General features: G+C 69.8%; 21 protein-coding genes. 9 read left to right on the forward strand and 12 right to left on the reverse strand.

Translation table 11 applies throughout. The features are described 5' to 3' along the window. The first annotated feature begins 39 nt into the window (after positions 1-39). The 3 genes from lipB to CEY15_RS15090 all read left to right on the forward strand — a co-directional run bounded on the left by lipB (position 40) and on the right by CEY15_RS15090 (position 2,621). The gene (gene lipB, locus CEY15_RS15080) at positions 40-717 is read left to right on the forward strand and encodes a lipoyl(octanoyl) transferase LipB (RefSeq protein WP_095719128.1); all 678 of its coding nucleotides are present in this window, start codon (positions 40-42) and stop codon (positions 715-717) included. A gap of 21 nt (positions 718-738) precedes the next feature. Then, positions 739-1,749 carry a lipoyl synthase gene (lipA, locus tag CEY15_RS15085; RefSeq protein ID WP_095719129.1) on the forward strand — a complete coding sequence of 337 codons (1,011 nt, stop codon included), beginning with the start codon at positions 739-741 and terminating at the stop codon, positions 1,747-1,749. A gap of 116 nt (positions 1,750-1,865) precedes the next feature. Next, entirely contained in the window at positions 1,866-2,621 is a 756-nt protein-coding gene (locus tag CEY15_RS15090) for a DUF4191 domain-containing protein (RefSeq protein WP_095719130.1), read from the forward strand. 68 nt (positions 2,622-2,689) lie between these two features. Here the strand turns inward: CEY15_RS15090 and CEY15_RS15095 are convergent, their stop codons facing one another. Continuing rightward, complete coding sequence (locus tag CEY15_RS15095) at positions 2,690-3,178, reverse strand: RDD family protein (RefSeq protein WP_095719131.1); 489 nt, start codon at positions 3,176-3,178, stop codon at positions 2,690-2,692. A gap of 220 nt (positions 3,179-3,398) precedes the next feature. Between CEY15_RS15095 and glnA (CEY15_RS15100) the strand changes: the two genes are divergently transcribed. Then, complete coding sequence (gene glnA / locus CEY15_RS15100) at positions 3,399-4,832, forward strand: type I glutamate--ammonia ligase (protein WP_095719132.1); 1,434 nt, start codon at positions 3,399-3,401, stop codon at positions 4,830-4,832. A gap of 97 nt (positions 4,833-4,929) precedes the next feature. On the opposite strand, the gene CEY15_RS15105 is transcribed toward glnA (CEY15_RS15100), so the two are convergent. From CEY15_RS15105 to CEY15_RS15120, 4 genes are all read right to left on the reverse strand, one after another. Continuing rightward, positions 4,930-5,385 carry a PaaI family thioesterase gene (locus tag CEY15_RS15105; protein WP_095719133.1) on the reverse strand — a complete coding sequence of 152 codons (456 nt, stop codon included), beginning with the start codon at positions 5,383-5,385 and terminating at the stop codon, positions 4,930-4,932. A 19-nt stretch (positions 5,386-5,404) separates the two neighbouring features. Further along, positions 5,405-6,871 carry a PLP-dependent aminotransferase family protein gene (locus tag CEY15_RS15110; RefSeq protein WP_095719134.1) on the reverse strand — a complete coding sequence of 489 codons (1,467 nt, stop codon included), beginning with the start codon at positions 6,869-6,871 and terminating at the stop codon, positions 5,405-5,407. Continuing rightward, positions 6,868-8,214 (reverse strand): CoA transferase, encoded by a 1,347-nt coding sequence (locus CEY15_RS15115; protein ID WP_176475142.1) that lies wholly within the window; start codon positions 8,212-8,214, stop codon positions 6,868-6,870. Before CEY15_RS15115 ends, CEY15_RS15110 begins: the two co-directional genes overlap by 4 nt. 86 nt (positions 8,215-8,300) lie before the next feature. Beyond that, positions 8,301-9,434 (reverse strand): branched-chain amino acid aminotransferase, encoded by a 1,134-nt coding sequence (locus tag CEY15_RS15120; protein WP_428844203.1) that lies wholly within the window; start codon positions 9,432-9,434, stop codon positions 8,301-8,303. 175 nt (positions 9,435-9,609) lie between these two features. On the opposite strand from CEY15_RS15120, the gene CEY15_RS15125 reads away from it, so the two are divergent. The 3 genes from CEY15_RS15125 (at position 9,610) to CEY15_RS15135 (ending at position 11,919) form a co-directional block, all read left to right on the forward strand. Further along, positions 9,610-10,473, forward strand: coding sequence for an SCO6745 family protein (locus CEY15_RS15125; RefSeq protein ID WP_095719136.1), 864 nt, complete (start codon positions 9,610-9,612; stop codon positions 10,471-10,473). A 180-nt stretch (positions 10,474-10,653) separates the two neighbouring features. Continuing rightward, entirely contained in the window at positions 10,654-11,064 is a 411-nt protein-coding gene (locus tag CEY15_RS15130; protein WP_095719137.1) for a hypothetical protein, read from the forward strand. A 45-nt stretch (positions 11,065-11,109) separates the two neighbouring features. Continuing rightward, positions 11,110-11,919: a DUF1206 domain-containing protein gene (locus CEY15_RS15135; protein ID WP_095719138.1), complete on the forward strand. Its 810-nt coding sequence runs from the start codon at positions 11,110-11,112 to the stop codon at positions 11,917-11,919. A gap of 15 nt (positions 11,920-11,934) precedes the next feature. On the opposite strand, the gene CEY15_RS15140 is transcribed toward CEY15_RS15135, so the two are convergent. From CEY15_RS15140 to glnA (CEY15_RS15160), 5 genes are all read right to left on the reverse strand, one after another. Beyond that, positions 11,935-12,462 (reverse strand): DUF732 domain-containing protein, encoded by a 528-nt coding sequence (locus tag CEY15_RS15140; RefSeq protein ID WP_245847649.1) that lies wholly within the window; start codon positions 12,460-12,462, stop codon positions 11,935-11,937. 15 nt (positions 12,463-12,477) lie between these two features. Continuing rightward, positions 12,478-13,440 carry an endonuclease/exonuclease/phosphatase family protein gene (locus CEY15_RS15145; protein ID WP_245847650.1) on the reverse strand — a complete coding sequence of 321 codons (963 nt, stop codon included), beginning with the start codon at positions 13,438-13,440 and terminating at the stop codon, positions 12,478-12,480. Further along, positions 13,437-13,796 carry a hypothetical protein gene (locus tag CEY15_RS15150; protein WP_245847651.1) on the reverse strand — a complete coding sequence of 120 codons (360 nt, stop codon included), beginning with the start codon at positions 13,794-13,796 and terminating at the stop codon, positions 13,437-13,439. Before CEY15_RS15150 ends, CEY15_RS15145 begins: the two co-directional genes overlap by 4 nt. A gap of 69 nt (positions 13,797-13,865) precedes the next feature. Beyond that, positions 13,866-16,943, reverse strand: a complete 3,078-nt coding sequence (locus CEY15_RS15155) for a bifunctional [glutamine synthetase] adenylyltransferase/[glutamine synthetase]-adenylyl-L-tyrosine phosphorylase (protein ID WP_095719141.1) — start codon at positions 16,941-16,943, stop codon at positions 13,866-13,868. A gap of 37 nt (positions 16,944-16,980) precedes the next feature. Continuing rightward, entirely contained in the window at positions 16,981-18,321 is a 1,341-nt protein-coding gene (gene glnA, locus CEY15_RS15160) for a type I glutamate--ammonia ligase (protein WP_095719142.1), read from the reverse strand. Between the two features lie 220 nt (positions 18,322-18,541). On the opposite strand from glnA (CEY15_RS15160), the gene panB reads away from it, so the two are divergent. Next, on the forward strand, positions 18,542-19,405 hold the full coding sequence (gene panB / locus CEY15_RS15165) for a 3-methyl-2-oxobutanoate hydroxymethyltransferase (RefSeq protein WP_095719143.1): 864 nt from the start codon (positions 18,542-18,544) through the stop codon (positions 19,403-19,405). 85 nt (positions 19,406-19,490) lie between these two features. Next, the gene (pip, locus tag CEY15_RS15170; RefSeq protein ID WP_095719144.1) at positions 19,491-20,486 is read left to right on the forward strand and encodes a prolyl aminopeptidase; all 996 of its coding nucleotides are present in this window, start codon (positions 19,491-19,493) and stop codon (positions 20,484-20,486) included. Positions 20,487-20,535: 49 nt separating this feature from the next. Here the strand turns inward: pip and CEY15_RS15175 are convergent, their stop codons facing one another. Further along, complete coding sequence (locus CEY15_RS15175; protein ID WP_042328873.1) at positions 20,536-21,354, reverse strand: SDR family NAD(P)-dependent oxidoreductase; 819 nt, start codon at positions 21,352-21,354, stop codon at positions 20,536-20,538. Positions 21,355-21,419: 65 nt separating this feature from the next. Beyond that, positions 21,420-22,928 (reverse strand): flavin-containing monooxygenase, encoded by a 1,509-nt coding sequence (locus CEY15_RS15180; RefSeq protein ID WP_017835599.1) that lies wholly within the window; start codon positions 22,926-22,928, stop codon positions 21,420-21,422. Positions 22,929-23,031 lie beyond the last annotated feature (103 nt).

The raw sequence follows: 23,031 nt of genomic DNA on the forward strand, positions 1-23,031 counted from the left end.
GGATCACAGCTTGTTCAGCAGTCTCCTAGAGTGGTCGCCATGTCGCACACCGGTCAGTCCCTGCGCCGCGATCCGGTCGAGCCGGAGATCCGCCGACTCGGGACCGTCGAGTACACCCCCACCTGGGAGCTGCAGCGGACCTTGGCCGAGGAGAGGGCCGAGGGCTCCCGCGGGGACACCATCCTGCTCCTGGAGCACCCGGCCACGTACACCGCCGGCAAGCGCACGGAGCCGGCGGATCGCCCGGTCGACGGGACCCCCGTCGTCGACGTGGACCGGGGTGGCCGGATCACCTGGCACGGGCCCGGGCAGTTGGTCGGGTACCCGATCATCGCGTTGTCGGACCCCATCGACGTGGTCGAGTACGTACGCCGGGTGGAGCAGGCCCTCATCGCCACCTGCGCCCGGATGGGGGTGGAGGTCGACCGCGTGGACGGCCGGTCCGGCGTGTGGTGCCCGGCCGGGGACGGTCGGCCGGCGCGCAAGATCGCCGCCATCGGGATCCGTGTCCAACGCGGTGTGACGATGCACGGATTCGCCCTCAACTGCGACTGTGATCTCGACGCCTACTCGCGGATCGTCCCCTGCGGGATCATCGACGCCGGGGTCACCTCCCTCTCGGCAGAGCTCGGCCGGGTGGTGCCGGTGTCAGAGGTACTGGACCAGGTCACCTCCGACGTGGTGGAGGCGCTCGACGGCCGACTGCCCGTGCGGTGAATCGGGAGTAGGCTTGCGGCCGTGACTGTGACTCCTGAAGGCCGAAAGCTGCTCCGCATCGAGGCCCGTAACGCCGAGACGCCGATCGAGCGCAAGCCGTCGTGGATCCGGACCCGGGCCACCATGGGTCCGGAGTACAAGGAACTCAAGAGCCTCGTCAAGACCGGTGGTCTGCACACGGTGTGTGAGGAGGCCGGGTGTCCCAACATCTACGAATGTTGGGAGGACCGCGAGGCCACGTTCCTCATCGGCGGCGAGCAGTGCACGCGCCGGTGCGATTTCTGCCAGATCGACACCGGTAAGCCGAGCGCCCTCGATCGCGACGAGCCGCGGCGGGTGGCGGAGTCGGTGCGCGAAATGGGTCTGCGCTACTCCACCATCACCGGTGTCGCCCGTGACGACCTGCCGGACGGTGGCGCGTGGCTGTACGCGGAGACGGTCCGCAAGATCCACGAACTCAACCCCAACACCGGGGTGGAGAACCTGATCCCCGACTTCAACGGGGACCCGGACCAACTCGCGGAGGTCTTCGAGTCACGGCCCGAGGTGCTCGCACACAACCTGGAGACGGTTCCCCGGATCTTCAAGCGCATCCGGCCGGCGTTCCGTTTCGACCGGTCGCTCGGAGTGATCCGCGCCGCCCGAGACTTCGGGTTGGTCACCAAGTCCAACCTCATCCTGGGGATGGGCGAGACCACGGAGGAGATCATCGACGCGATGGTCGACCTGCACTCCGCGGGATGCGACATCCTCACCATCACGCAGTACCTCCGGCCGAGCCCGCTGCACCACCCGATCGACCGCTGGGTCAAGCCCGAGGAGTTCGTGGAGTTGTCCGACCAGGCGCGCGAGATCGGCTTCGCCGGGGTCATGGCCGGCCCACTGGTCCGGTCCTCCTACCGGGCCGGCCGCCTCTACGTCCAGGCGCTCGAGCACCGCGGCCAGGAGGTTCCGGAGCACCTCGCGCATCTGACCTCCGGCGGTGCCGCCTCGCAGGAGGCCTCCTCCGTGCTGGCACGCAGCCTGGCCTGAGCCCCGCACGGGCGACCGCGACTCCGCCCCCGGCCGCCCGGCGCGTCTCCCTCGGCGCACCCCTGCGGTGAACCGCGGTTCTCGGATGGTGGTGCCCGCCACGTATCCTGAACGGTATGGCGAAGAGCGAGGTCAGCAAGGCGGACAAGAAGGCGGCCCGGGCTGCACGGCGGCAGGCGAGCAAGGCACAGCGCGACCAGATGTGGCAGGCACTGAAGATCCAGTCCAAGCAGGACAAACTGCTGTGGCCGCTGATGATCGGCGCGTTGGTCCTGTCCGCCGTCGCGTTCTTCCTCCTGGGTTCGCTCTGGGGTGGCCAGTGGTGGATGCTCCCACTGGGTGTGCTCACCGGTCTGATGCTGGCGATGGTGATCTTCTCCCGCCGCGTCCAGAACACGGTGTTCGCCAAGGCCGAAGGCCAGCCCGGTGCGGCGGCATGGGCACTGGACCAGCTCCGTTCCGGGTGGCGGGTCAACCAGGCCGTCGCCGCGACCACCAGCTTCGACGCGGTCCACCGCGTGGTCGGACGCTGTGGGATCGTCCTCGTGGGCGAGGGGCAGCCCCACCGGCTCAAGCCGCTCATGACGCAGGAGAAGAAGAAGGTCGCCCGCGTCGTCGGCGACACCCCGATCTACGAATTGATCGTGGGCGACGAGGAGGGGACGACCCCCGAGCAGGTCCCCCTACGCAAGCTCAATCGCCGCCTGACCAGGTACCCGATGAACATCAACCGCGCGAAGGTCGACGCCCTGGACACCAGGCTGCGTGCGCTGGGCACCAAGACCGGAATCCAGAACCAGATGCCCAAGGGCCCGCTCCCCCAGGGCGCGAAGGTCCGCAACATGCAGCGCAGCGCCCGCCGTCGGGGCTGATCCCGGCGAGGCCGGACGCCGGTAGCCCCCGGCGACCACGGGCACGTCGCACGGACCCGCCGGTCGGATCAGCGCGTCCGGATCAGCGCCGTGCCCGTGGCCCTGTCGTGCAGTCCGCGACCGTCCTCGTCCTGAACGAGCGGCGGGATCAGGAAGAACACGAAGAAGACGCGGACGATGGCGCGGATGAGCCCGACCCGGTCCTCGGCGTCGATCCGGGCGGTTCCTATCCCGAAGAGCGCCTGCCCGGGAGTCTGCGCGAAGAGCCAGACGCACACCACCCCGGAGACCCCCCAGAGCAGCGGGGTCGCCCAGCTGGCGACAGCGGAGAACGTCTCCCCGCCGAGAAGTCCCGCCCCTCCGAGTGAGACCACGAGTCCGACGAACCCGTAGGCGAGGAACCAGTCGACCAGGAGCGCACCGAGTCGTACCCCCAGCGGCGCGAGGGACCCCTCGCCGTGCTCGGGCAACCCGAGACGCTCACCCTTGTACGCCTGCTCCGGCTCGGTGCCGGACGACGTGGGGCCTGACAGCCATGATCCCGCAATTTCCCGCATGCTCCCAGGGTAACCGGGGACCGGACGAGCCCAGTATCGGTATTCCCTCACCATGGTTGACTAGGCTGACCCCAGTGGGAGGGACCGTCACCCGGCAGGCCTCTGTAACACCGCCGAAACATTCGGTTGACGGCCGGGCAACACCCCGCCCATATCGTGAGGTCACCGCACGACGGGCGGCACCGGTTGCCTGTCGCACAGAGAGACGAGGAGCGACATCGTGGCATTCTCCACTCCGGACGAGGTCATCAAGTTCATCAAGGACGAGGGCGTCGAGTACGTCGACATCCGGTTCACCGACTTGCCGGGCAACGAGCAGCACTTCACGATCGCCGCCGCGGCGTTCGACGAGGATCTGTTCGAGGACGGCCTGGCGTTCGACGGCTCCTCGATCCGGGGGTTCCAGTCGATCCACGAGTCCGACATGATGCTCCTCCCGGACGTCGCCACGGCGCGGCTCGATCCCTTCCGCAGGGCCAAGACGCTCAACATCAGCTGCTTCGTCCACGATCCGTTCACCCGTGAGGCCTACAGCCGCGATCCCCGCAACGTCGCCCGCAAGGCCGAGGAGTACCTGGTCTCCACGGGTATCGCGGACACCTGTTTCTTCGGCGCCGAGGCCGAGTTCTTCGTCTTCGACTCCGTCCGGTACGGCTCGGGCACCAACCACGGCTTCTACGAGGTCGACTCCAGCGCCGGCAACTGGAACACCGGCTCCGGCCAGGAGGCCGACGGGTCGCCCAACCTCGGTTACAAGGTCCGCGAGAAGGGCGGGTACTTCCCCGTCGCCCCGTACGACCACTTCGTCGACCTCCGCGACGAGATGTCGACCAACCTCACCAACGCCGGGTTCGAGCTCGAGCGCTTCCACCACGAGGTGGCCGGTGCGCAGCAGGAGATCAACTACAAGTTCAACACCCTGCTCCGCGCCGCCGACGACGTCCAGCTCTTCAAGTACATCGTCAAGAACACCGCGTGGAAGAACGGCAAGTCCGCCACCTTCATGCCGAAGCCGCTCTTCGGTGACAACGGCTCGGGAATGCACGCCCACCAGTCGCTGTGGAAGGACGGCAAGCCGCTGTTCCACGACGAGTCCGGGTACGCCGGCCTGTCCGATATCGCCCGCTACTACATCGGTGGCATCCTGCACCACGCTCCGTCCCTGCTGGCGTTCACCAACCCCACGATCAACTCGTACCACCGCCTGGTGCCGGGTTACGAGGCGCCGATCAACCTCGTGTACTCGCAGCGCAACCGGTCCGCCTGCGTGCGCATCCCGATCACGGGCAACAACCCCAAGGCCAAGCGCATCGAGTTCCGCTGCCCCGACTCCTCCGGCAACCCGTACTTCGCGTTCGCCGCGATGATGATGGCCGGTATCGACGGGGTCAAGAACAAGATCGAGCCGATGGCGCCGGTCGACAAGGATCTCTACGAGCTCCCGCCGGAGGAGGCCGCCGACATCCCCCAGGCGCCGACCTCGCTGCCCGCGGTCATCGACCGTCTCGAGCAGGATCACGAGTACCTCACCGAGGGCGGTGTGTTCACCGAGGACCTCATCGAGAACTGGATCACGTACAAGCGTGAGAAGGAGATCGCCCCGGTCAACCTCCGCCCGCACCCGCACGAGTTCGAGCTCTACTACGACTGCTGATCCGAGGGCGTCCACCCACGATCTCTGATCACCGAAGCGGCGGCTGTGCTGCGGAGACGGTGTCCACCGTCTTCCGGCATCAGCCGCCGTTCGTCGTTCACACCTGGTGATCCGGGGTGTCGGCGAGACGGATCAGCGTCTGGCGGCCGGTCGCGACATGAACTCGCCTGCCGGCCTCGAGGGTGAAGGCCTCCAGTCGGCACACCGTGAGAGTGCGGCCACTTCTGATCACCGTGGCTTCGGCGATGAGCGACTCGCCCACGGCCGGCGCCAGCAGATTCACCGTGAAATCAACTGTCAGGATTGAATCCGCGCGTGTGTACGTCGACAGGCCCGCATAGCCGCCCGCGGTGTCGGAGAGCGAGCTGGTGACTCCGGCGTGAAAGTAACCGTGCTGCTGTGTGAGGTCGGGACTGAAGGGTGCGCGGAGCTGGCAGAATCCGCGGCGCAGCTCGGTGATACGGGCGCCGAGATGGCGCATCAGTCCCTGACGCGAGAAGCTGGCCGCGACGTGGTCGGCGAGTTCAGCGGGGATGTTCTCGGAGGCGTCCATCGTCTTCCTTAGGTCAGCGCTAGAGCATCGGGTGCGGCGGGGTCTGCGTCCCCGGTGTGGGCACAGGGTCAAGGGATTCCCACGCCTCGCGAAGAATGCGGACTCCGCGTTCGAGGTGGTCGGCCCCCGCGGTGAAGGGCACACGGATGAATCGCTCGCGCGCGCCATCGATTCCGAACCGGGGCCCGGCGGTGATGCGGACTCCCCGGGGTTGGCAGGCAGATGCCAGCGCTGAGCTGAGGGGTGCGCCGAGCTCGACCCACAACGCCAGTCCGCCGTGCACGTCGGGGATGCGCCAGTCGGGGAGACTGGTCCGCAGTAGTGAGACCAGGAGGTCCCGGCCAGCTCTCAGTTGGTCAGCGCGGCGGGTCAGCAGCAGGTCGTAGCATTCCAGTACCCGGGTGGCGATGAGCTGTTCGATGACGGGTGTGCCGAGGTCGTCCGCGGGCCTCCGGGTGATCAGGCGGCTGATCATGGCGGGCTCCGCGCGAATCCAGCCGACTCGCAGGCCACCCCAGATGGTCTTGCTCAGCGACCCCACGCTCACCAGCGTGTCGGCGTCTCGCGTGGTGGTCAGCGAGGGGAACGTCGGCGGGCTGTCGGGTCTGTCGATGTCGAGGTCGGCCGTTGTCTCGTCGATCAACACCAGGGCACCGTTGCGCCGGGCGCTCGCGATGACCCGCTCGCGTTGCTCGGCGTTCATCGACGAGCCGGTGGGATTGTGGAAGTCGGGGATGAGGTAGATCAGTTCGGGACGCACTCGCTCGATGGCGCTGACCAGGTGGTCGATTTCCCACCCGGTCGTCGTCACCGGGGTACTGACGAGCCGCCCGCCGGCGTTGCGGAGCGCCTCGTAGGCGTGCGGGTACGTCGGGGTCTCGATCAGGACCCGATCGCCGTGCCGCAGCACTGTCCTCGCGGTCAGGGCGATGGCGTTCTGGGCGCCGAGGGTGATCAGAATCTGATCGGGTCCGGTCCGGGCACCGTGCTCGGTGTAGCGGGCGGCGATCGATTCACGCAGGCGTTGCTGGCCGACGAGGTCGAACCCCGAGTGCTCGAGCACGGTGGGCGCCCGGTCGGCCACCGCGCGGACGATCTCGTCGAGGCCGGCCACCGGGGCCGGGACTGATCGCGCGAAGTCGACCTCGAGGGCGCTCCGGCCGGGCAGCGCCCGCGGAAGGACCAGGACACTTCCCGACCCTCTCATGCTGATGAGGTGTCCGCTCTCGCGCAGCGCCCGGTAGGCCGCGACGATGGTGGTGCGACTGCGGCCCAGCTCCTCGGCCAGTTCACGCTCGGCGGGCAGCCGAGTGTGAGTGGCGAGTCGACCGTCGCTCAGCAGCAATCTGATTCGGTCACTGAGGGCCGCGTAGACCGGTTCGGCAGAGTCCCACTCACCCAGTAGCGTCGCGAGTTGTCTGGCGCCGATGCGGGAGCGGGCCAGCGGTCGTCTCGGCGCCTGCCGGCGACGGGGTGTCGACGTCATCGGGCTCGAGCGCCATTCATCCGAGCACCCCGCTGGGATGTCCGGCTGGCCCAGGCTGCAGCGTCGCCGCCCCACCGGCTGGCAGCCGCGGAGTATCGCCCCGGGGCGTCCGGGACACTGATCGCGGGCGCAGCGAAGGTCACCCTCCCCGCATCGGAGGTCACGGTCTGGGTGGTCGGCGGCGCCACCGGTTCCGCAGTACCGGCGTCACGTGGCCCGGGGACGGTGGTCCCGGTGGTCTCGAGCAGCTCGTGGGCCAGCCGGCAGAGCGACACCGAGACGTGCACTGTCGCGCCGTCGGAAGCCTGCTCGACGAGACTCCGGGCGATCGCGGCAGCGAGGAAGTGCCCCGCGCTGTGGTCGAGGGCCTGCGCCGGTAACGCTCCCGGGCGTGCCCCATCGGGGCTCTCGACCATCGCGATGCCGGTCGCGGCCTGGACGATGCTGTCGAACCCGCGCCGGGAACGCCACGGCCCCTCGCGTCCCCACGCGCTGACCGAACCGATCACCAGGCCCGGGTAGTCCTCGGCGAGTTGATCGGGAGACAGCCCATAGCGGTCCAACGCGCCCGGACGGTATCCGGTGACCACCACGTCAGCGGTCGCGAGCAGGTCGGTGAGCACCCGCCGATCGACCCGCGACGCCAGGTCGAGGGTGGTCGAACGTTTGCCCTGGCCCGTGTCGAGGTGTTGCCAGTCGATCTCGGGAAGACGCGGTGAATCGACTCGGAGCACGTCGGCACCCGCATAGGCGAGATCGCGGGTGGCCACGGGCCCGGCGATCACCCGGGTCATGTCGAGAACCCGCAACCCCGACAAGGGCAGCGAGCACCCGCCGGGCCAGCGCCGCGCTCGGGCCGCTCCCACTGTCTCACGACGGATCAGCGGCGTATCGGCCACGGCGGCCGCGTGCGGATGACACGCCCACGTCTGACGATCACGGACCGCAACCACGATCGCGCCCTTCTCGGCTGCGATGTCCTCGAGTTCGACAGCACCGCGTTCGGCGACGGCCGCCGCGAACGTCTCGACGCCGGCTGCGTCATCGAGCCCGAGCAGGAGGCGCAGCCGCTGTTCATGGTGTGGATAGTTCGCATGTGTGCGAACCCAGCCGTCGCGGGCCGGCCAGAACCCGGACAACGGTGCCCACGCCCGCGGGAGCTGGTCGTCGAGTCGGAAGTGCCTCTCGCTGGTCACCGACGTGGTGATGAGATCGCCCCGAAGACGCAGCGGACGTGGCTCTCGCCGACCCCGCAGGGCAGCGACCTGTTCGATCACCGCAGAAGCCATGCCGATGCTGTCGGTGACCAGCTCGGCGACATCGAGCCGGGAATCAAGCCTCACCGGTGGGTTCTCGCACCCGATGCCCCCCGGGTCCCCTGCGGACGCACCGAGATCGTTCCACGCCCGTTCCGCGAAACGACCCACCGTCATGAGTCGGCCCGCCCGAGGTCGGACATCCACTCGTGGCGGTCGTGTCGATCGCCGTGGTGGAGCGACGACAGCTCAGCGCGCATGAGTGATGCGACAGACCGGGAGCCAGGAGGAGGGGTCTCGATCAGTAGATCCTCGCCGACCAGCCCGGCGACGGGAGTGATGACCGCGGCGGTGCCGACGGCGAAGACCTCTCTCAGTTCACCACTGGCGGCGGCGGCGCGCCATTCCTCTACGCTGATCGGCCGCTCGATCGCGCGGTATCCCATGTCCCGCGCGAGGCACAGGACGCTGTCGCGGGTCACACCCGCGAGAATCGCTCCGCTCAGAGGAGGCGTCACAAGTGTCCGATCGGCAAAGACGAAGAAGATGTTCATGTTACCGGCTTCCTCAACCCACGTCCGGGTGCTCGCATCGGTGAAGAGAACCTGAGCGCATCCGTTGGCCCGCGCCTGGTGCAGCGCGGGCAGTGATGCCGCGTAGTTGCCGCCGCACTTGGCCTCTCCCGTTCCGCCGGGTCCAGCCCGTGAGTAGTCACGCGACAGCCACAACCTGATGCCGTTGTCCGCGTCGGCGAAGTAGGGACCGGCCGGGGAGGCGATCACTCCGTACGTCGCCTCGCGCGACGGACGAACTCCGAGAAAGGCCTCGGTGGCGATGAGGAACGGCCGCACATACAAGCTCGCGCCCCTCTGGTGCGGGACCCATCCGGCGTCGGCTCGCGCCAGTTGCCGAATCGACTCGATGAACAGGCTCTCCGGCAGTTCCGGCATCGCGAGGCGAGCTGCCGACGACGCGAATCGGCGCGCATGAGCATGTGCGCGGAACGCCCGCAGGTGACCGTCGGCGTGGCGATACACTTTGAGCCCTTCGAAAACACCCTGGCCATAGTGGAGGACCGCTGATCCCGGATTCAGCGACAGCGGACCGAACGGCACCACGCGCGCGTCGCGCCATCCGCCTGTCTCGCAGTAGTCGATGAGGACCATGTGGTCGGTGAAGTGGCGCCCGAACTCCGGATCGCCCAGGGCGCGTGAGAGTCGTCCGTCCCCCGGTGGTCTGGTGCTCTGTCGGACGATGAAGGCGTCACCGGCTCTCTCGGCGTGGCCCAGCGGGGCGTCTGTGGTCATCAGCGAGCTCCTTCTTCACGACCCGACGCTCTTGAGTGAACCCCGTGCGCCGTACGGCGTCGCCATCCAATCCGGCACGGCTGGACTGGTCCACGCTCCTCACGACCACCCGGGGAGTCCACCCGGTGCGAGGTGGCAGTGGCCAGATGCCCCGCGATCAGGACAGCATGGCGTCATGTCCCCCACCGACAGGGTCCACAGCGGCGAACAACGACTGTGGCGTGCCTACGAGCCCATCCACGCGATCTGCTACTTCCACCCGCAGTTCGCTTCGACCATGAGCGAAACCGGGTTGACAGGGTGGTGGAACGGCTACTTCGCGGGACGCGCCGCCCCTCTGGGGCCGACGCCACCGCAGGTCGTGACCTCCCTGTTCTACGGGTTCTCACCCGCGATGGTCGCCCGCGCGGTCCCCAAGATCTGGACCCGGATCACTCCCGAGGCCGCCATCGAGGCACGGCTCGATGCCGCTGAGAGGGTTCTGGCCGAGCACGCCGACGCCGGTTCACGCGACGAGTTGCGCCGCGTGACGGACGACCTCGAACGCGTCATCGACACCCTGTCCTTCGACGGGCGGGCCCTCGCGAGCGCCTGGTACTCGGTCCCGCGACCGACGTCGGTGCTACAGCGCCTCTGGTTGGCCGCCACGGTCCTGCGCGAGCACCGCGGCGACGGCCACGTCATCGCCGCCACCGCCACCGGCTTCACGGGGCTGGAGGCGGCCATGACCCACATCGCCACGGGGCAGGTGAGCCGCCGCGTCATCCAGGAGAACCGCGGCTGGACCGACGCGCAGTGGGAGTCGGCGCGGCGCGCGCTCCTCGACCGCGGAATCCTCTCGGACGAGCAGACGCTCACCCCTCGAGGCACTGCGCTGCGCGACCGGATCGAAGACCTCACCGACCAGCTCGCCGCATCGTCGGTGCTGCTGTCGGACACCTCCGGCGGAGCCATCGACGTCCTGACCTCACTGGCCCGGGCGCTGGTCGATCGCGGGGCGGTCCCCGCCTCCAACCCCATCGGCGTTCCCCGCCCGTGACAGTCGACGCCACCGCGGCGTTTTTGCACTTCAGGGCATGTGAAGCACGTCCTTTTCGGGCGTCGGATCCAGCAGGTCGGAAATCGTCCAAACGACCCGGCCCCCGAGGCCGCGGCGTTTACGGTTGACCTGAGGACGGTGGAACGCCGTGCGGCGGGGACGAGAAGGGGGCGGGAGCTCGTGGACGCAGACGACGTGGACTTCCGGAGTGCGTCCCCGAGGGCCAGGCCGCTCAAAGTGGTCGCGGCCGCCCTCGACCCGGACCACGAGCCGGGGGCCGACCCGGAGGGCGAGAGTTACCCGGTCCTTCTCAAACTGTCGCGCGTGCTGGACCCCGAGGAGGCGAGGTTGCTCCTCGAACGCAATCCCTTCCTCCACGCCAGCGCGGGTTCGCGCAAGCTCGTGGCCATGGACACCTCGGTGGAGACGCTGCGGGAGCAGAAAGACCGCCTCCAACTCCTCCTCGCCGAGGTCGAGGCGGACGCTCTCGCCGAGCAGGCGCGGCGCCGCTCGGAAGAACACCGCGCCGCCGAACAGCGGGTGGCCGAGCTCCGGCGCCGCAACGACGTGCTCGGCGAGATCGAGTGGTGAGCCGCTGAGGTCGTGGTGTGCCCGCTCTCGTGGGAGAGTGCTGGAATGAAGACCCCCCGCCCGCCCCGCTCCGTGGGAGGCGCCGCCCGATCGGCCGTCGACCATCCCGCGCTCGAGTGGCTGGCCCGTGCCGGCTTCGTCATGAACGGGATCCTCCACCTGCTCGTCGGGTGGATCGCCATCCGGATCGCGACGGGATCGGGCGGCGAGGAGGCGTCCCACTCGGGCGCCCTCGCCGAGATCGCGTCGGCGCCGGGTGGCCAGGCGCTGCTCTGGGCCGGCGCGGTCGGCTTCCTCGCCCTGGGCCTGTGGCAGGTGATCGAGATGATACTGGGGTCCGAGGAGGCGTCGGACAGGGCCAAAGCGGGGGCCAAGGCCGCGGTCTACCTGGCCCTCGGGGTCACGACGGCCCGATTCGCCTCGGGAGAGTCCGATTCGGACTCCGAGTCCGCGTCCGGCACCACCGCCGGACTGCTGGGCTCCGGGGCGGGCAAGGTCGCGCTCGTCGTGGTGGGCCTCGTGATCATCGGTGTCGGCGTGCATCACGTCTACACGGGTGTCACCAAGAAGTTCGTCGAGGAGCTCGAACGCACGGGCGGCGGCACCGTGGGGCGGGCCGTCGTCGTCTCCGGACAACTCGGTTACATCGCCAAGGGTGCCGCCCTGGCCATCCTCGGCGGCCTGGTCATCGCGGCGGTCGCGACAGCGGATCCCGAGAAGGCGGGTGGCCTGGACGCCGCGCTGCGGACGGTCGGCGCACAGCCGTTCGGGCAGATCCTGCTCATCGCGACCGGAGTGGGGATCGCGCTCTACGGTGTCTACTCGATCGCACGGGCCAGGTACTCCCGGATGTGAGACGCCGCCGGGCCGTCAGCCGAGCTTGGGGAAATTCTGGGGGCAGTAGGTCCCCACGGCGGCGCCTAGGAAGAAGCCCTGCTGCTCCGGCCCGAGTCGCCCGTACTCACCCAACCACGCCGACACCTCGTCCATCTGCTGACCCCCGTCGAAGCGGCCGCATGCCTCCGCCGCGGTGGCCACCGGATCCACGCCCTCGGGCAACACCACGTCCTGCCTCTGCAGCAACGCGGCGAAGTCGCCGCCACCGGGCGCGACGGGCGCGGGCTGGGCCGCCGGGGGTTCGTCCGGTCGGGGCTCCGGTTCGGGTTCACCCGGCAGCGGCTCCGGCCGCGGCTCGGGCGGCGGCGGAGGTGTCACCGGCCCGGTGGGCCTCTCCGGTCGCTCCTCGGCGAACGGGGTACTCGAGGCGGGCGTCGTGGTGGTCTCCGTGGCCACCTCCGGAGCCTCTCCTTCCACGGTCGCCCCGCCACACCCCGCCAATGCCACGGCGAGCACGACGGCACCGACACCGGACGCTGCTGTCAGGATGCGTGAACTCATGGTGCGCATGGTAGGTCAACGAACCCGGTCCGCGGGAAGTCGCACCGTCGCCAGCACGCCCAGGTGATCGCTCGCGCGCACCCGCACGGCGCTGGTCTCCCCCACCGCCTGGGCTCCCCGGGCGAGAACGTGGTCGATGCCGATGAGGGGTGGGACACTCCTGTCGGCGGGCCAGGTGCGCACCCACCCGTCGCCGCCGCCGGAGACCGAATCGGTGTACCCGAGCCCGCGGAGTCCGCGGAACCGGGCGTGGTCCCAGGTGGCGTTGAAATCGCCGCCCACCACCACGGGGGCCGGACCGGGCAGCCCGCCGAGGAACCAGCGAAGTCTATCCGCCTCCTCGACCGCGGCCGGGCCGTCGAACACCGGCGCGACGGGATGGGCGACCACCACCGTCACAGGGCCCCCGGGGCCGGCCATGCCGGTGCGAAGGACCCCCAGACTGAAACCGGGCACCCGCTCGGGTGGCGACAGCGGATACCGGGACCAGGCCGCGACCCCGGCCGCGTGCGGCGCGGCGTCAGAGGCCTCGTACGCGAGCACCTCCTCGAGGCCCGCGGCACGGAGTCGCTCGAGCGCCTCCGGGGTGACCTCCACCGCCAGCAGGAGGTCGACCCCGCCGTCGCGGACGGCGCGGACCACGTCGACGGGATCGGCTCCTCCGAACTGCAGGTTCTGCACCAGCACCCTGAGGTCGATCCCGTCGTCGTCGTACCCGCGGGCGGGTGACACCAGCGGACCGTACTGGACCACACCCACGCCGACCAGCGCCACGGCCATGACCGTCAGCACCACCGAACGGGCACGGAGGGCCGCGAGCACGGCGACCAGGGAGAACGCCCACGCCCCCAGGGCGAACGTCGCGAGAACCAGGACCGCGGGGATCTCGGAGGTCGAGTGATGCAGAGCGATCCCCGCCACGGCCACGAGCCCGGCCAGCACGGCCGTCGCGCGGGCGACCGGGCGGGGCCGGTTCACCGCAGGAACTTGCGCAGGTCCCCCAGTGCCGCGATCACCCGGTCGAGGTCGTCACCGTTGCGGACCATCGACCGGACGGTCTCCGCCACCGACGCGATCGACGGCGAGGACGACGGCCCGGAGTCGGGCGCGACAGGCCCGCCGACCAGCGCGCCCGAGGCCGCGCGGGCCGCCCCCGACCGACGCAGATCCGGACCGAGCTCCACCTCGAAGCGGTCGCCCATGTCATCGGACCCCAGACAGCGCACGCGCTCGTCGGCGGGGACCCCGGCCGCCCGGACCGCGTCGACGAACTCGTACAGCTCGCCGTAGGTGACCCCGTCGAGGGTGAGGGTGAGGTTCATCTTCACAGCCATGGCCCCAGGGTATCGGCGCGTCACCGGCCGGCGCATCGGTGACAACCCTGGTTCGATCCCTCGGACGCCTCAGTTCTCACCCCAGAAGACGCGGTCCACCGCCTTGCGGCCGTGGCGGGTGACCCGGCGGTACTGGTTGAGGAACTCCGCGCCGTCGGACGACCCCGAACAGATGCTGGCGACGGCGGCGAGAACCTTGCCCTGACCGGGGAGTTGGTCGACGGCCTTGCCGCGCGCCAGCACCAGCGCGTTACGGGCACGGGCGGCCATGAGCCACGACTGGACCAGGGCCTCGCGCTCGCTCTCCGAGACCAGCCCGGCGGCGGCCGCGGCCTCGAGCGCCTCCAGGGTCGAGGTGGTGTGCAGGCCGGGCACCCGAGCCGCGTGTTGCATGGTCAGTAGCTGGGCCGACCACTCGACGTCCGCCAGTCCACCGCGTCCGAGTTTGGTGTGGGTGGCCGGGTCGGCACCGCGGGGCAGCCGCTCGGTGTCTATCCGCGCCTTCATCCGCCGGATCTCCTGCACCACCTTCGGCGGCACTCCGTCCGCCGGGTAGCGGAACTCGTCGATCATGTGCAGGAAGTCAAGACCCAGGTCGCGGTCCCCCGCCGCGAACGCCGCCCTGAGCAGGGCCTGCAGCTCCCACGTCTCAGCCCACTTGGAGTAGTAGGCGCGGTAGGACGCGAGGGTCCGGACCAGTGGCCCGTTGCGGCCCTCCGGGCGCAGGTCGGCGTCGAGGTCGAGCGGGGGATCCGACGACGGCGACGAGAGCAACCGTCCCACCTGCTCGGCCACCTGCACCGCCCACCGGACGGCCTCGTCCTCCTCCACGCCCTCCACCGGGTCGCACACGATCATCACGTCCGCGTCGGACCCGTAGGACAGTTCGTCCCCGCCGAGGCGTCCCATCCCGATGTACGCGAGCCGGGCCGGCGGTGCCTGTCCCTCGGGGGACAGGTCCCTGATCACCGATGCCAGCGAGGCCTCGAGCACCGCCCGCCACACCGCGGACAGACGCTTGCCCACCTCCGGCACGGAGATCAATCCCAGGACGTCGGCGGCCCCGATCCGGGCCAACTCGGCTCGGCGCAGCGACCTCGCCGCGGCGATGACCTTCTCCGGGGTGCGGTGGCGGGACGCCGAGGCGGACAGCGCGGAGGCGATGTCGGAGACCTTGGACGCCACGAGCACGGGCCCCTCGGCCCCGTCGGTCAGGTCGGGGATGACCTCGGGGTTCCGCAGGAGGAGCTCGGAGACGAAGACCGAGGTGCCCAGCACCGTCACCAAACGGCGCGCCACGATGCTGTCGTCCCGCAGGACGCGCAGGAACCAGGTGATGTTCTGGTGCTCCTCGCACAGCTTCCGGTAGGCCAGGAGCCCGGCGTCCGGGTCCGGGGTGTCGGCGAGCCACTCCATGAACGCGGGCAGCAGCAGCGCCTGGATCCGGCCCCGCCGGTTGTTCTGACCGGCGAGGGCCCGGAGGTGTCCGAGCGCGTGACGGGGTGCGCCGAACCCGAGTGCCGCCAGCTGCCGCTCCATCGCCTCGGAGCTCAGGGACAGTGCCTCGGCGTCGTAGGCGGCGATCGAGTCCAGCAGAGGGCGGTAGAAGAGCTTGGAGTGCAATCTGCGCACCCGGCTCCGGACCTGGCGCAGCTGCTCGAGCAACACCTCGGAGGCATCGTGCCTGCTGCTCGGCCGGATGTGGGCGGCCCTGGCGAGCCAGCGGTAGGCCTCCCGGTCGCCGTCCTCGGGGAGCAGGTGGGTGCGCTTGTAGCGCTGGAGCTGGAGCCGGTGTTCGAGCAGGCGCAGGAACTCGTAGGCGGCCACGAGGTTGGAGCCGTCCTCGCGGGCGATGTACCCGCCCGCCCGGAGCGCGCCGAGTGCGTCCACCGTGCTGGCGACGCGGAGTTCCTCGTCGGTACGACCGTGCACCAGCTGGAGGAGCTGGACGGCGAACTCGACGTCCCGCAGACCTCCCCGGCCGAGCTTGAGTTCGCGTTCGCGGAGCGCCTCGGGGACGTTCTCCTCCACGCGTCGACGCATGGCCTGGACGTCCTGGACGAAATCGTCCCGTTCGGAGGCCGTCCACACCAGCGGGTGCACGGTCTCGAAGTACTCGGTGGCCAGGGCCAGGTCGCCGGTCATCGGGCGGGCCTTGAGCTGCGCCTGGAACTCCCACGTCTTGGCCCACCGCTTGTAGTAGGCCGCGTGGGACTCCAGGGTCCGCACCAGCTCGCCGGACTTGCCCTCCGGCCGCAGGGCGGCGTCCACCTCGAAGAAGGCCATCGAACCGATACGCATCATCTCCCCGGCCACCCGTCCGGTCTTGGCGTCCGCGGGTTCGGAGACGAAGATGATGTCGACGTCGGAGATGTAGTTGAGCTCGCGGGCCCCTCCCTTGCCCATGGCCACCACCCCGAGCCGACCGGGCATGGGCGAGTCCGGGTACACCGTGGCGACGGCCACGGCGAGGGCGGCGGTCAGCGCCGAGTCCGCGAGATCGGCCAGACGGCGGCCCACCTCGGCGAACGGCAACACCGGCTCGTCCTCGACCGTGGACGCCACGTCGTGGGCGGCCAGCAGCGCCACATGGTCCCGGTAGGCCGACCGGAGCACGTTCACGGCCGCGCCACCGGTGACCCCCGCGCGGTAGGTTCCCACGCTGCGGAGGTCAGCGGACTGGGACGGCGTCGGGGCGCCGTCGACGGGCTCCTCGGGGAGCGCGTCGACCGCTCCCAGCATGTCCGCCAGGACGTCCTCCCGGGACGGCAGTGGCGAACGGAGTAATGCCCAGCGGGTGGGCTCCGCGACCAGATGGTCCCCCAGTGCGCTGGACGATCCGAGCAGTCCCAGCAGGCGTCCGCGCAACGGGAGGTCTGACCGCAGCGCCGAGTCCAGCCCCGCCACGCCGGTGTCGCCGCCCCCGCCCGGAGCGGGTCCCCCACCCGACGATTCGGCGGCCAGGGCTTCCCGCAGCCGGACGAGCGTCCCCAGGGCGAGGTCCGGGTCGGGAGCGCGCGAGAGTGCCCACATCAGCGGTGTCGCGTCCTCGTCGGTCCACCCCAGGTAGGTCAACCAGTCCCCGGCGCGCGGGTCGAGCAGTCCGAGCCTGCCCGGGCTGGGCACCCTGGATCGCGCGGAATCCATGGTCACCGAGACCGTCCGATCACAGCGCGGAGTGGTTTCACAGCGCGAGGTAGTTGCGGAGCTCGTACGGGGTCACCTCGTTGCGGTACTCCCGCCATTCCCGACGCTTGTTGCGCAGGAAGAACTCGAACACGTGCTCACCGAGTGCCTCGGCGACGAGCTCGGACTCCTCCATCGCGTCGAGGGCCTGCTCGAGGCTCCCCGGGAGATCGGTGTAGCCCATCGCCCGTCGTTCACGCCGGCTCATGGTCCACACGTCGTCCTCGGATTCCGGTGGCAACTCGTATCCGTCCTGGACGCCCTTGATCCCGGCGGCGATCATCACGGCGTACGCGAGGTACGGGTTGCACGCCGAGTCCGGGCTGCGCACCTCGATCCGGCGGGAGGACGCCTTGTTGGGCGTGTACATCGGAACGCGCACGAGCGCCGAGCGGTTGGCACGACCCCAGGTGGCGGCGGTGGGGGCCTCGCCGCCTCCGATGAGCCGCTTGTACGAGTTGACCCACTGGTTGGTGACGGCCGAGAACTCCGGTGCGTGACGCAGGATCCCGGCGACGAACGACTTCGCGGTGGTGGAGAGCTGGTACTCGTCGTCCGCGTCGTGGAACGCGTTGGAGTCACCCTCGAACAGGCTCATGTGCGTGTGCATGGCCGACCCCGGGTGGTCGCGGAGGGGCTTGGGCATGAACGACGCCCACACCCCGTTGTTCATGGCCACCTCCTTGACGATGTAGCGGAAGGTCATGATGTTGTCGGCCATGCTCAGCGCATCCGCATATCGCAGGTCGATCTCCTGCTGCCCCGGGGCGCCCTCGTGATGGGAGAACTCCACGGAGATGCCCATCGCCTCCAGCGCCTCGATCGCGTTCCGCCGGAAGTGCGGAGCCGAATCGTGCACCGCCTGGTCGAAGTAGCCGCCGTTGTCCGACGGGACGGGCTCGGCCCCGTTGGTGTCGAGACTCTTGAACAGGAAGAACTCGATCTCGGGATGCACGTAACAGGAGAATCCGAGATCGGCCGCCTTGTTGAGCTGCCTGCGCAGGACGTGGCGCGGATCCGCCCAACTGGGGCTGCCGTCGGGGTTGAAGACGTCGCAGAAGATGCGCGCCGAGTGCTGGGCGCCGTCGGCATGTGCCCACGGCAGGACCTGGAACGTCGACGGATCCGGCTTGGCGATGGTGTCCGCCTCCGAGACCCGCGAGAACCCCTCGATGGCGGAGCCGTCGAAGCCGATCCCCTCCCCGAACGCCCCCTCGAGCTCCGCGGGTGCGACGGCCACTGACTTCAAGGTTCCGAGAACGTCGGTGAACCAGAGCCGGACGAACCGGATGTCGCGCTCTTCCAAGGTCCTGAGAACGTACTCCTGCTGGCGGTTCATGATGTCCAACCTAGTGCCTGTCGTGTTACGGGCGTGTGACATCGGGTCCGCGACACGCCCCCCGTCCCCTCCCCGCGCCGTGCGGCCCCGGCCCCGGGACCCACGCCACCGGGGCCGTGGCAGACTCATCGGCGACGGCCGCGGCCGTCACCGCCCCCTGTCCACCCGGGGACCGGCCCTCCTGCCGGCCTCGAGGTCACTGTAGGAAGGCCACACCGCCATGAGCGACAACCCAGACACCCCGGTCTACGGCTCCGGTGGTGCACCGGACGCGGGACCCCGGGGTCTGACGCGGGTGACGAGGATCCACCACCTGGCCGAACTCAAGGCCGCGGGGGAACCCTGGCCCATGCTCACCGCCTACGACTACGTCTCCGCGCGTCTGTTCCAGGAGGCCGGTATCCCGGTCCTGTTGGTCGGGGATTCGGCGGCCAACGTGGTGTACGGGTACGACACCACCGTCCCCGTGACCGAGGACGAGATGATCCCTCTGGTCCGCGCTGTGACCCGGGGAGCTCCGAAGGCGCTCGTCGTGGCCGATCTCGTGTTCGGCAGCTACGAGACCTCCCCGGCTCAGGCGGTGTCCGCCGCCACGCGGATGATGAAGGAGGGCGGCGCCCAGGCCGTCAAACTGGAGGGCGGCGTCCGGATGGCCCCGCAGATCCGGGCGATCGTGGACGCCGGAATCCCCGTGATGGCCCACATCGGCTTCACCCCCCAATCGGTCAACGGTCTCGGCGGCTTCCGCGTCCAGGGGCGCGGGGACGCCGCCGACGCACTCCGGGCCGACGCCCGCGCCGTGCAGGAGGCCGGCGCCTTCTCCGTCGTCATGGAGATGGTCCCCGCCGACCTCGCCCGGGAGGTCACCGCCGAGTTGGACATCGCCACGGTCGGCATCGGCGCCGGGAACGGCTGCGACGCCCAGGTGCTGGTGTGGCAGGACATGGCCGGACACGGCACCGGGCGGACGGCGAAGTTCGTCAAGCGTTACGCGCAGCTCGCCGACACGCTGCGCGACGCCGCCCGGGAGTACGGCGAGGAGGTTCGCGCCCGCGCGTTCCCCGGACCCGAGCACTCCTTCTGACCACGGCAGTTCCCCGAGCACTGCACTCATCCGAGCACTGCACTCATCCGCACACGGCACTCTTCCGAACATCAGGGCGGCCCCGATGACCCCACAGACCACGCTCCGCACCCCGTACCCGCGGATCGCGCCGTACGAGACCGGCATGCTCGACGCGGGCGACGGCCAGCGCCTGTACTGGGAGTGCTCGGGTAATCCCGACGGTGCCCCGGTGCTGTTCGTCCACGGCGGCCCCGGAGGCGGGACCACACCGGAGCATCGCCGGATGTTCGATCCGGAGTCCTACCGGATCATCCTGGTGGACCAGCGCGGCTGCGGACGGAGTACTCCGCACGTCGCGGACGGGGCGGACCTCGCCGTCAACACCACGTGGCATCTCACGGCCGACCTCGAGCGCCTGCGTGAGTCGCTGGGGATCGACCGCTGGCTGGTGTTCGGCGGGTCGTGGGGGACGACGCTGGCTCTGGCCTACGCCCAGCAGCATCCCGATCGCGTCCGCGGCCTGGTGCTCCGCGGCATCTTCCTGTGCCGCCCGTCGGAGATCGACTGGTTCTACCGGGGCGGCGCCGCCCACCTGTTCCCCGACGCCTGGGAGGGCTACCTTGCACCGCTCGTGGCCGCCGAGGGCGCCGAGACGGTCCATCGGGACGGCTTCGACCACGTGGCCGCCTACCACCGCCTCCTGCACTGCGGTGATCCGGCCGTCGAGATCGCCGCCGCACGCGCGTGGACGACGTGGGAGACCACCACCTCCACCCTGCTCCCCCGGCCTCCCGCCGCGGACGGCGACGAGGCGGACCGGTTCGCCCTGGCCTTCGCCCGCATCGAGAATCACTACTTCGTCAACGACGCGTTCCTCGGCGGACGGGCCATCCTGGACCGGATGGACCGGGTCGCGCAGCTGCCGGCCGTGATCGTCCACGGCCGCTACGACGTCGTCTGCCCGGTCACGAGCGCGTGGGAACTGCATGCGGCCTGGCCGGGCTCCGAGCTGCACATCGTCGCCGACGCCGGGCACGCGATGGCCGAGCCCGGCACCACCCACCACCTGCTCGAGGCGACCGACCGCTTCCGTCCCTGACCACGGCTTCCCGCGCAGGCCCGCTCTGCCGCACGCCCCCTGGGCCGGGTCAGACGACCCCAAAGCGGCGCGAGGCGGCGACCGTCGCCTTCTGGTAGCCCGACGGGAAGAGCCGGACCATCGCGTCGATCACGTACGCGTCCGGACCCACCAGCACCCTCGCGCGTCGTCGCTCGACCCCGTCGAGGATCACCCGCGCGGCCGTCGACGCCTCCGTCCGTGCGAACTTGGAGTCGAAGATCGTAGCGAAGGTCGCACTGTCCAGGCCCTCGGCTGCGCCGGCACTCCTGGCCACCGCGGTCCTGATCCCCCCGGGATGCACACAGGTGACGTCGACGGGGTGGCCGCCGGCGAGCATCTCCATCCGCAGCGATTCGGTGAACTGCTGCACCGCGGCCTTGGCCGCGTTGTACGCGTTCTGTGTGGGCACCGAGAGGATCGCGAAGATGCTGGAGATGTTGACGAGATGCCCGTCCCCGGAGGCGATGAGATGCGGCAGGAACTCCTTGGTGCCGTGCACGACCCCCCAGTAGTCCACGTCCATCACCCGGGCGATGTCCTTGTAGCCGGACTGCGCGACCGACCCGGTGAACGCGATACCGGCGTTGTTGACGACGAGGTGGACCACGCCGAACTGCTCGATCACGCGGCTCGCGTACTCGGCGACGGCGGCCTGCTCCGTGACGTCGAGCCGGTCGGAGTGCACCTCCGCCGATGACTCCGCTCCCACCAGTCTCACCGTCTCGGCCAGACCGTCGACGTCCACGTCGCTCAGGGCCAGCCGGGCCCCCCGGCGAGCCGCCTCCCGCGCGAGCTCTCGGCCGATGCCGGAGCCGGCACCGGTGATAACGACGACCTTGCCGTCCATCTGCCATTGGGGACGGCGGGAGGTCAGGCCACCCAGGGCGCCGAGCACCTTGGTGATCGGCGCGCTCACCGGAGCGCCTCCTGCCCGGTGGGCACCTCGGCGGGTCGGTCCACCGTGGTCCTGCGATACGCGCTCACGTCGAACTCCCTCGTCTGGTTGCGGAAGGTGAAGGTGAAGTCGGGCCACACGGCCGGGGCGTTGCCCTTGGCGTCGAGGTACCAGCTCTTGCAGCCGGTCAGCCAGACCGTCTTGCCGGTGTTCTCGCGCAACTCACGGTTGTATGCGTTCTGGACCGCCTCGCGGACGTCGACCGTCTGCAGGCCGCGGTCGCGCATGGCGCGGATCGCGTCCACGAGGTAGTTCAGCTGGGACTCGATCATGTAGATGATCGAGGAGTGTCCGAGGCCCGTCGCGGGGCCCATGAGGACGAACAGGTTGGGATATCCGGCGACGGTGGTGCCCTTGTAGGCCTCCATTCCCTCGCTCGACCAGGTGTCCGCAAGGGTTCGTCCGGCCGAGTCGCGGACGCGCTCGAAGAACGGCGAGTCGGTGACGTGGAACCCGGTGGCCACCACCAGCACGTCCGCGGGGTGCTCTGCGCCGTCGGAGGTGACGATCCCGGTCTCTGTCACCCGGCTGATGGGAGTGGTCACCACGTCGACGTTCCGCCGGCTCAGCGCCCGGTACCAGGTGTTGGACAGCAGGATCCGCTTACATCCGATCTCGAAGTGCGGGGTGAGGGTGGCCCGTAGTTCGGGGTCGCGGACGGACATCGCGAGGTGCGCGCGCCCGAGCGCCTTGATCGGGGCCAGGGCCGCCCGGGTCCGGGTCAGGCCCACGACCTGGAACTCACGGCTGGCGTACTGCAGTCCCCGGACCGCGCGCTGCAGACCGGGAACCCTGCGGTAAAGGGCACGCTCGAACCCCGGGTACTTCCGGTCGATGCGGGGCAGGACCCAGGGCGCGGTGCGTTGGTAGACGTCGAGGTGCTCGACGACCGGGGCGATGGACGGCACCACCTGGATCGCGGAGGCTCCGGTGCCGATCACCGCCACGCGTCGACCCGCCAGGGGGACCGAATGGTCCCAGCGGGCGGTGTGGAAGACGGGGCCCGCGAACTCGTCGATGCCGTCGATCTCCGGGAGCTTGGGCTCGCACAGCGCGCCGACGCCCAAGACCAGCACTCTCGCGTCGTACTCCCCCGCCGTGGTGCTCACCGTCCACCGGCCTCGGTTCTCGTCGTACTGCGCCGAGGTGACCTCGACGCCGAACCGGATCTTGTCCCGGACCCCGTGATCATGCGTGACACGACGGATGTAGTCGTAGATCTCGCCCTGGGGGGAGAACGCCCGCGACCACTCCGGGTTGAGGGCGAAGGAGTACGAGTACAGGTGGGAGGGCACGTCGCACGCCGCCCCCGGATAGGAGTTGTCGCGCCAGGTGCCGCCCACGTCCGCGCCCCGCTCGACCACGATGAGGTCGTCGACCCCCTCCTCGGTGAGCCTGATGGCCGCCCCGAGTCCGGAGAAACCGGCCCCCACGACGAGGACGTCGACTCGTGTCGTCTGATCCACTTCTTCTCCCCACGGCGCGCATGTGATCCGAACCACCGCGATCTTACCCGCAAGTAAGTCCGAGGCGTCACGGGACGTCGACAGAGTGTGGGTGGCGGACCGG

Source organism: Dietzia natronolimnaea (assembly GCF_002289575.1).
Classification (GTDB): Bacteria; Actinomycetota; Actinomycetes; order Mycobacteriales; family Mycobacteriaceae; genus Dietzia; species Dietzia natronolimnaea_A.